The 9,155-nt window shown below is 61.8% G+C and carries 6 protein-coding genes, 1 tRNA gene and 3 pseudogenes; 3 read left to right on the top strand and 7 right to left on the bottom strand.

Annotated elements, in window-relative coordinates; genetic code table 11:
* The 4 genes and pseudogenes from RMO18_RS13210 to RMO18_RS13195 all read right to left on the bottom strand — a co-directional run.
* The coding region (locus tag RMO18_RS13210) for a PHP domain-containing protein (RefSeq protein WP_309666480.1) at positions 1-2,122 on the bottom strand (2,122 nt) is incomplete at its 3' end.
* Positions 2,122-3,609: a DNA polymerase Y family protein gene (locus RMO18_RS13205; protein ID WP_309666478.1), complete on the bottom strand. Its 1,488-nt coding sequence runs from the start codon at positions 3,607-3,609 to the stop codon at positions 2,122-2,124. The genes RMO18_RS13205 and RMO18_RS13210, both read right to left, overlap by 1 nt.
* Positions 3,557-4,003: a hypothetical protein gene (locus RMO18_RS13200; protein WP_309666477.1), complete on the bottom strand. Its 447-nt coding sequence runs from the start codon at positions 4,001-4,003 to the stop codon at positions 3,557-3,559. The genes RMO18_RS13205 and RMO18_RS13200 overlap by 53 nt, the downstream gene beginning before the upstream one ends.
* Positions 4,004-4,341: 338 nt before the next feature.
* Positions 4,342-5,088, bottom strand: a pseudogene (locus RMO18_RS13195) (IS5 family transposase); the annotation flags it as partial.
* A gap of 198 nt (positions 5,089-5,286) precedes the next feature.
* Here RMO18_RS13195 and RMO18_RS13190 point away from each other — a divergent pair.
* Positions 5,287-5,421: pseudogene (locus RMO18_RS13190) on the top strand (IS3 family transposase); the annotation flags it as partial.
* A gap of 300 nt (positions 5,422-5,721) precedes the next feature.
* Positions 5,722-5,795 (top strand) — tRNA-Gly (locus tag RMO18_RS13185).
* 125 nt (positions 5,796-5,920) lie between these two features.
* On the opposite strand, the gene RMO18_RS13180 is transcribed toward RMO18_RS13185, so the two are convergent.
* Both RMO18_RS13180 and fabB read right to left on the bottom strand, forming a co-directional pair.
* Complete coding sequence (locus tag RMO18_RS13180) at positions 5,921-6,709, bottom strand: SDR family oxidoreductase (protein WP_309666475.1); 789 nt, start codon at positions 6,707-6,709, stop codon at positions 5,921-5,923.
* Positions 6,710-6,718: 9 nt separating this feature from the next.
* The gene (gene fabB, locus RMO18_RS13175; RefSeq protein WP_309666474.1) at positions 6,719-7,948 is read right to left on the bottom strand and encodes a beta-ketoacyl-ACP synthase I; all 1,230 of its coding nucleotides are present in this window, start codon (positions 7,946-7,948) and stop codon (positions 6,719-6,721) included.
* A gap of 218 nt (positions 7,949-8,166) precedes the next feature.
* On the opposite strand from fabB, the gene RMO18_RS13170 reads away from it, so the two are divergent.
* Positions 8,167-8,886 (top strand): FRG domain-containing protein, encoded by a 720-nt coding sequence (locus RMO18_RS13170; RefSeq protein WP_309666472.1) that lies wholly within the window; start codon positions 8,167-8,169, stop codon positions 8,884-8,886.
* A 95-nt stretch (positions 8,887-8,981) separates the two neighbouring features.
* On the opposite strand, the pseudogene RMO18_RS13165 reads toward RMO18_RS13170, so the two are convergent.
* A pseudogene (locus RMO18_RS13165) lies at positions 8,982-9,155 on the bottom strand (beta-hydroxydecanoyl-ACP dehydratase); the annotation flags it as partial.

The raw sequence follows: 9,155 nt of genomic DNA, 5'->3' as shown, positions 1-9,155 counted from the left end.
GCAGGCCGTTGGCTTCTTCGGGCGTAAATCTGGCGGCCTCGATCGCGATCCGCATCGCCTGCTCCTGGAACAGCGGCACGCCGAGTGTCTTGTGCAGCACCTTGTACAATTCATCCGGCTGACCGTGCTCGGGCGACGGAGACGGGTAGCTTTGCTTCTCGATGCCGTTTCGGCGCCTGAGATACGGATGCACCATGTCGCCCTGGATCGGACCGGGGCGCACGATCGCTACTTCAATGACGAGATCGTAGAAGGTGCGCGGCTTCAGGCGCGGCAGCATGTTCATCTGCGCGCGGCTTTCGACCTGGAACGTGCCCAGACTGTCCCCCTTGCAGAGCATGTCGTACACGGCGGGGTCTTCCTTCGGCACGGTCGCGAGGTCAAACCGTTGCCCGTGATGCGCGTCGATCAGATCGAACGCCTTGCGGATGCAGGTCAGCATGCCAAGCGCCAGCACATCGACCTTCAGGATGCGCAATTCATCGATGTCGTCCTTGTCCCATTCGATGAAGCTGCGCTCGGGCATCGCGCCATTGCCGATGGGCACGGTCTGGGTCAGTGGCGTCTCAGTCAGGATGAAGCCGCCGACATGCTGCGACAGATGCCGCGGCATCCCGATCATCTGATCCGCCAGCTTGATGGTGCGGGCCATCAGGGGATCGGTCAGGTCGAGGCCAGCTTCGGCAGCTTCCTTGGCCCCTACATCGCGCCCCCAGCTGCCCCAGATGGTTTTCGCCAGCGCCGAGGTCACGTCTTCGGACAGCCCCATGACCTTGCCCACCTCGCGGATCGCCATGCGGGGGCGGTAATGGATGACGGTCGCACACAGCCCCGCGCGGTGGCGACCGTATTTGCCGTAGATATGCTGGATCACCTCTTCGCGCCGTTCATGTTCGAAATCGACGTCGATATCGGGCGGCTCTTTCCGTTCCTCGCTGATGAACCGCTCGAACAGCAGATCGTGCTTCGAGGGATCAACCGCCGTGATCCCCAGTACATAGCACACCGCCGAATTGGCCGCTGACCCGCGCCCCTGGCATAGGATCGGCGGGGTCACCTCGTGGCGGGCGAACTGGATGATGTCGTGGACGGTCAGGAAATACTGGGCGATGTTCAGCTTGGCAATCATCGCAAGCTCCTTGACCAGAACCGCGCGGGTCTTCTCCGGCAGCCCCCCCGGATAGCGCCATGCGGCACCAGCCCAAGTCAGCGCCTCCAGATGGCTTTGCGGGGTCTTGCCCAGTGGAATGGTCTCCTGCGGGTATTCATAGGATAACTCGCGCAGGTCGAAGGTGCAGGCATCTGCCACATCCCGCGTGGCGGCAATGGCATGCGGCCATGGGGCGAAAAGTCGGACCATCTGAGCGGGGGATTTCAGGTGGCGTTCGGCATTTGCGTCCAGCAGGAACCCGGCCTTGGTGATCGTGGTCTTGTGCAGGATACAGGTCATCACGTCCTGCAGGGGTCGCCGGTCGGGGGCGTGGTAGTGCACATCGTTTGTGGCGAGGATCGACAGGCCATGCGCGCGGGCCAGCCCGTCCAGCCGGTTGATCCGCGCGCGATCGTTGCCGCGATAAAGGTAGCTTGCAGCGATATGGCCCAGCGTTGGCAGGCAGCGGGCAAATCGGGGCAGATCGGCGGCGAAGGGACCAAGGTCAACTGGGGGCAGGACGATCAGCTGCACCCCCTCGGCATGGGCGACCAGATCATCCAGCGTGATGTCGCAGACGCCCTTGGCCTGCCAGTCGCCGTTCACATCGTGCATCTTGCCCTTGGACAAGAGCATGCAAAGGCGGCCATAGGCGGCGCGATCACGCGGATAGGCCAGGAACGCCTCGCCCGTCACCAACTGCAACCGGCATCCGATGACCGGGCGCAGGGCTGCCTTCAGCGCCTCGCAATGCAGACGCACCACGCCCGCCATCGTGTTCAGATCGGCGATGCCAAGCGCGTCATGGCCTTGCGCTGCGGCGGTTGCCGCCAGATCGACGGCATCCGACGCGCCGCGCAGAAAGGAAAAGCAACTGGTCACTCCCAGTTCCACGAAGGGCGCGCGGGGGTTTGGGGTGAAGCCCTCATCCGTCAGGGTGCGGCGCGAGCGCTGGTTGTCCATCTCGGGCATCAGGCGAACATCCCATGCAAAAACCAGCGCGGATCGCCGCCGCGCCCGTCTTCGTGCAGCCCCTCGCGGAAAAGCCAGAAGCGCCTGCCGCTCTGATCCTCAATCTTGAAGTAATCGCGCAGCCGGGTACCGGGGCGGTCTTTCCACCATTCCGGGGCGATCCGTTCGGGGCCTTCATAGCGGGCGACGCGGTGGGTCTGCCTGCGCCAGATGAACTGCGCGGGCGGACCTTCGGGCACGTCATAAAGAACGCGGATTTCCTCGGGGCGGGTCAAGAGGCGGATCGGGCGTTCCTTGGCGAGAACGGCAGGAGCCGTGCGTGTCATGCTAAGGGCGCTGCCCCAGCTTTCCCCGCGTTCCGGCACGTGGCTCGCCTCAAGAACCGGCTGCTTGATCGCCTTCGCGCCAAAGCGCGCTGCCAGCCGGTCAATCAACTGCGGCAGATGCAGGTCATGCTCTGCTGTGCCATCGAGCCGGCTCTGCAGCGTTCCCAGAGATTCGACCATCCCCGCATCCAGCGTGATCAGATCAAAGCCAAAGCCCGGATTGATCCGTTCCAGCTTGCCCTTGAAGAGGCCGTGAAGGTGGCGCGCATCCCGGCTGGGGTAGGCAATCACCAGGTCAACCATGCTGACCTCGCCATCGGTGCGGTAGACGGTCAGATGCAGCTTGCGGCAGCCCAAGCCCGCATGGGTCAACTGGGTGCAAAGGTCGGCGCAGAGCGAGGGCAGGTAATGTGTGGGGTCCTGGATCGGCTCGGCCAGCCGTGCCTCGGCCCGCATCCGGCGCGGGGCATCGATGCTTGCCACGGGTTCGGCGAGCGCTCCCATCGCCTGATCCAGCCGCAAGAGCGGATTGGCGGGCAGGGCAGAACGGACAAAACGGCGCGCCAGCGATAGACGCGGCACTTCGGCCAAAGCACTGATGGTCTTCAGGCCCAACCGCTGCAGCAACAGCAGCGTCTCGCCCTCCAGTCGCAGACCCGCCACCGGCAATCGCTCCAGCGCAGCGGCGACCCCGCCCTCAGGGCAGATCGCCCGCACCGTCCCATACCGCGCCAGGGCCCAGGCCGCCCCCCATGTCGGTGCCACCGCCAGCCGTGCGGTCAGCCCCAGAAGCGACAGCCGCGCCTCCATCTCCGCCAGCATCGCAGGCTCGCCACCCATCAGGTGATCCGACCCCGTGGTATCAAGGATCAGCCCATCCGCCCCATCCACCACCGTCCAGGGGCACCACCGCCGCGCCCAGAGCATCAGCCGCTCCAAGGCCCACCGATCACCCTGAACATCGGCATATTCCACCCGCAGGTCCGGGCAGATCGCCCGCATGTCGACCACCCGCGCGCCTGTGCCTATCCCGGCCAGCCGCGCCGCCCGGCTGGCGGCATGGATCACCGGGCCATGTGGCCCTTCGACGGCCAGCACGACGGCCAGATCATCCGGCAGCGCGTCGCCCTGCCGTTCCATCGCCTTCTGCCACCGTTCCATCGCGAAATGCGGCAGAAAAATCGATACGATCCGCCGCCCGGTCATGGGTTGCCACCCATGTGCCGGGCGGCCCCTGGCGGGATCGGAACAGCTCCACCTGCCAGCGCGGGTCGCCGGGGGCCTGCGGGTCGTGGTGATGCGGCAGAGAGGGCAACGATGCAATCCGCCAGCGGTTCCGAGCCGCGCTCAGGTCGGGCACGGCCCCCCGCCGCACCAGCCAGCAGGCTAGGTTCCCGGCCTCGGCCCGCGTGGCAAGACGTCTTGTCGCCGTGAAATCCAATACAGGGGGCGCGCCCCAGATTTCGCCAATCACCAAAGACAAGGAAATGCATCGCAACCCTTCCTCCATCGCCCAGAGAACATCTGCGGCGCTGCTGAGCGTGATGTGGATCACTCGTCGTCTTGTCGAAAGCCCCGGCAGATATGGCCGCCCAGACTCGTTCTGAGACATGTGATCCTGCACCCACAGGATGGGTGCATTCGCATCCGCAACGACAGCCATGACAAAACCTGCCACACCTCCATCTGCTGATGTCGTTGAAAAAACCTCTGACAGCGTGCACGCGCTTGCCTGCACTAAGCCCTGCGCGGGCTCGGCATGCAGCCTTGATATGTGTTCTGACTGACACCGCACGGAGAATCTCTTTATATGTTCACTATATGTTCTATTTCAGGAGTTTTATAATTGCAAACGCACTTGGGCGGGTAGGTCACCGACTCATATGTTCGCAACCAGATGCGCAGCGATGCAAGTTGGACGGAGGCAAGAAAGTTATCGTCGCGCTTGTCATATCGCGTGGAGACTGACCGTAAGTTATTTATTTTATTAATAAAACTCGACGTTGCCCCTCTTCCGATAGAGGATCGGATCGAAGGCCGGGAAACGTTTTCGGGTCGGCATGAGCCTGATGCAGGCTGTGGCACCGCGAGCCGAGAGGCTGTCGCGCAGCCCGCCCCTGTCATAGCCTTGGTCGGCGAGCAGGGTCTGGCCTGCACCGATGCCATCGACCATATCCGCGCCCTACCGCCCGTCATGGGCCTGACACCAGGTCAGCTTCAGGCGGATCGGGCGACCCAGAGCGTCAACAAGAGCATGGACTTTCGTGGTCAGCCCACCGCGCGAGCGACCCATGCAATGGGATCGGTCGGCTTTTTTGACCGTTGGCGGCGTGTTGGTGCACCCGGATAGGCGAGGAGTCGATCATCTGGATGTCGCCCCTATAAGCCTCTGATACGGCTTGTAGAATACGAACCCAATGACCCACCGCTGCGCCAGCGGTTGAACCGGTTCACGCAGGTCGTATGGGGTCAATAACATGCCGGAATATCCGCCCAAGGTTCCCCCGTCGGCAGCCGCCAGAAAATCCCGTTCAGCACCCGGCGATCATCGACACGCTTCACACCGCGCAACTTCTGCGGCAGCAACGGCTGGATCACATCCCATTCGATATCCGTCAGGTGTCCTCCATCAGCTGCCATGGACAGTTTAGGGTGATTGCATAGCGGAGGGTTTGCGGCCGATCTTTACGTCATATGGAGTTGAAGATGGTGAAGAAGCCCGTGACCCCGAAAGCCGTTGCGGCGCAGGTTGTGAAGGACATCCGGGGCGCGCCGCGTAAGCTGCATTCTTCGGAGTGAGGCCGCGAATGCCATTGGTCCGAGAAAGGCGCCGAACGGGGGAGACGGCGAATGAGGTATCCTGCCGCAGAGAAGCTTGAGATCATCCGGCTGGTGGAGCAGTCGCATCTGCCGGTACGCCGGACACTGGCCAAGATCAGCATCCCACCGACCACATTTTATCGCTGGTATGACCGCTGCGCCTACCATGCTGTGCTGCCGTCAGGCGGCTATCCCGTCCGATATGTCGCCCCACACGTCCAGTTGATGCGTTGCTCAGGAGCGGCCGCCATTTTCCAGTTCGCTGCAACTGCCACGCGACATCGCCGTAAGACCGCTCTCCACCCTTTTCTGCCATCTGCATTTGGTGCGCCCGGTGGCTCCTCCAGTTGCCGAGAAGTCGGCCCGGGGTCTTGAGGTATACAGTGTCAGGGGGCCGGTTGCTCCATAGCGCCTTGACGAAGCATCGCCACGAGATTAGCTAACGGCTCTGACGCGGGCGTTGTGTAATGGTAAGACCTTAGCCTTCCAAGCTAAAGACGCGGGTTCGATTCCCGCCGCCCGCTCCATCTCTTTCGTGATCTGCAATCGCACTGTCCACGCGTGGACATCTATCTGTACCAAGCAAGATCAAGGACTTGCGTGAGCCGGTTAAGGATTTGTTCATCCTTGCACCGGCTCCATGATGGGTGGTTCAGATGTTTTCCGCCTGCGGCATGCCCAGCACGTGGTAGCCGCTGTCGACATGGATGACCTCGCCAGTCGTGCAGGCCCCCCCGGCAGAGCAGAGCCAGACCGCAGTGCCGCCGATCGCTTCCAGCGTGGCGTTGGCGCGCAAAGGCGCGTTTGCCTCGGTGTGGCGGTAGGTGGCGCGGGCCCCGCCGATGGCAGCCCCGGCAAGGGTTTTCATCGGTCCGGGCGAGATGGCGTTGACCCGGATACCTTGTGGCCCGAGGTCATTGGCGAGATACCGGGTCGCGGATTCCAGCGCCGCTTTTGCCACACCCATGACGTTGTAATTCGGAACCACGCGGTTTGACCCCTGGAAGGTGAGGGTGATCAGTGATCCACCCTCTGGCATCATCGCTGCCGCACGGGCGGAAACATCGATGAAACTGAAGCACGAGATGGTCATCGAGTTCTGGAAGTTGCCGCGCGAGGTATTGATGAACCGCCCCGTCAACTCGTTCTTGTCGGAAAAGGCGATGGCGTGGATCAGGAAATCCATGCTGCCCCAGCGCGATTTCAGCGCAGCAAAGCAGGCGTCGAGGCTGGCATCATTGGTCACATCGACATCGACGAGGAAGTTAGAGCCGACACTGGCCGCCAGCGGCTCCACCCGTTTGCCAAAGGCATCGCCTTGGTGGGAGAACGCCAGTTCCGCCCCTTCGGCCGCAAGTGCCGAAGCGATGCCCCATGCGATGGAGCGTTCGTTCGCCACGCCCATGACAAGCCCGCGCTTGCCCTTCAACAGATCGGCCATGATGGATCCTTATGAGAGGTACTTCGACATCACCAGCGTGGCATTGGTGCCGCCAAAGCCGAAGGAATTGGACAGGACGGAGTCAAGCTGTACGTTATCGCGCATCTTGGTCACGATCTCGCCGGGATCGAGCGCCGGATCGAGGGTCGTGACGTTGGCGGAGGCAGCGATGAAATTGCCGTTCATCATGATCAGCGAATAGATCGTCTCCCACACGCCCGCGCCGCCAAGGCAGTGGCCGGTGAGGGATTTGGTGGATGCAATGGGCGGCGTGGAGCCGCGCCCGAAGACGCGGCGGATCGCTTCGACCTCGGTGACGTCGCCGACCATGGTCGAGGTGCCGTGGCTGTTGATGTAGTCGATCGTGCGGCCCTGCGGCAGGGTGGAGAGAGCAAGGCGCATGGCCCGTTCGCCGCCTTCGCCCGAGGGGGCGACCATGTCGTAGCCATCGGAGGTGGCGCCGTAGCCAGTGACCTCGCCGTAGATCCTGGCGCCGCGCGCGAGGGCGTGTTCCAGCTCTTCCAGCACAACGATGCCGCCGCCGCCAGCGATGACAAAGCCGTCGCGCGTGGCGTCATAGGTGCGGGACGCGGTTTCGGGGGCGTCGTTGTACTTGGACGACATTGCGCCCATGGCGTCAAAGAGGCACGACAGCGTCCAGTCCAGTTCTTCCCCCCCGCCGGCGAAAACGATGTCCTGTTTACCCATCTGGATCAGTTCGGTGCCGTTGCCGATGCAATGGGCCGAGGTCGAGCAGGCCGAGGTGATGGAGTAGTTGACGCCGCGGATCTTGAAGGGGGTCGCAAGGCATGCGGAAACGGTGGAGGACATGCCCTTGGTCACGCCGAACGGGCCGATGCGCTTTGGCGAGCCGGTCTCGCGCACGATGTTGTGGGCCTTGAAGAACGACTTGGTGGAAGGGCCGCCGGAGCCGACGATGATGCCGGTACGGTCATTCGAGATGTCTGTTTCGCTTAGCCCCGAGTCCTTTACCGCCTGGTCCATCGCGATGAAGGTATAGGCCGCGCCATCCCCCATGAAGCGCAGGTCGCGCTTGTCGATGTGATCCTCCAGCACGATGTGCGGCTGGCCGTGGACCCGGCAGCGAAAGCCGTGCTCGGCGTAATCGGGGGCGAAGACTATGCCGGATTTCCCGGCTCGCAGGCTGGCCTCGACCTCGGCCGCAGAGTTGCCGATGGAGGATACGATACCGATCCCGGTGATGACGACGCGGCGCATGGTGGCCTCCTCAGACTTGCTTCAGGTCTGTGTAGGGCAGAGGCGGGGAGGGGGCAAGGTGGTAGGGGGTGAGGGGACGGGAGTACACCTTTGGTCAGGGTCATACGTCTGTGGTAGATTCCTGCATCTTGTCTCCTTAGGGTTTGCAATCTGCCAATCAATCAGAGGCGAAAAAATTGAGAGTAGTTGAGTTCACTGGTCGCAGCATCGGTTCTCTGTTGTCGCTGATCGAAGAGCAGCCAGCAGGCCCTAGGCATCTTTTTCGAGGGCAGAGTGATGCAAGTTGGAAGCTTGTCCCTGGACTCTATAGGCTCCCATCTCCGAATATTTCAGCCAAATCTCTAGACGAGAGCTACTCTCTGTATGAAGCTCAGCTGATTGATTTTTTCTTTCGGGAAGCTTTCCCCTACTTGCCAAGAGTCGAGCGCGGTTACTCTAATGACCGAATAATCGCGCAGCACTTTGGTGTTCCAACTAGGCTTCTTGACTGGAGCAGCGATCCCTTTGTCGCATTGTTCTTTGCGCTTGAAAGTTGGGAAAGAGACGAAGATGCCGCCATCTACATGTTGCTACCTGATGCACGATACCTACCAGAACATGTGAGTGGCTTGGGCCTCCACAAAGCCATCGCCTTTACACCTTTGGCGCTTGATCGGCGAGTGCCAGCACAGAAATCTGTTTTCACGTTTCATCCTTATGGTCCTGACAGTGCGCGCTTTGTCCCCCTTGATGATAGGGAAGATTTCGGAAATAAACTCGCTGGCACTAACGGAATAAGTTCGAACGGCTTTCTCAAGATAGTGGTTCCACAGGCGAGAAAGAGAGTCCTGTTCCAAGATCTGCTGCAAAAAGGTGTTGATCGGCGTAACCTGTTCCCCGGTCTCGACGGAGTTGGTTCAGACATTGCGCAGCGAGCGAAATGTGGTCAGGTTTGGTAAATCGCTGCTAGGATTTTGGCGGTCGATCAGGGCTCTCACATAGCCGAACCCGACCGAACCGACCTTCAAGCGCTACCCTTGCGTTGCGCCACCCCTCACGCCTCGCTCAGCGCGACCTTCATGTCCTTGACCAGATAGATCACCTCGCCATCCGCCTCGACCCGGCCATCGGCGACGCCCATGGTCAGCCGCCGGGTGGTCAGGGCCTTGGTGAAATCAACGTGGTAGGTCAGCTTCTTGCGGTCAGGCCGCACCATCCCGGTCAGCTT

It is taken from the genome of Tabrizicola sp. (genome assembly GCF_031377265.1).
Taxonomy (GTDB): Bacteria; Pseudomonadota; Alphaproteobacteria; order Rhodobacterales; family Rhodobacteraceae; genus JAUYQR01.
The sequence above is the reverse complement of the archived record's forward strand: the minus strand, read 5'-3'. Positions and strand labels throughout refer to the sequence as shown.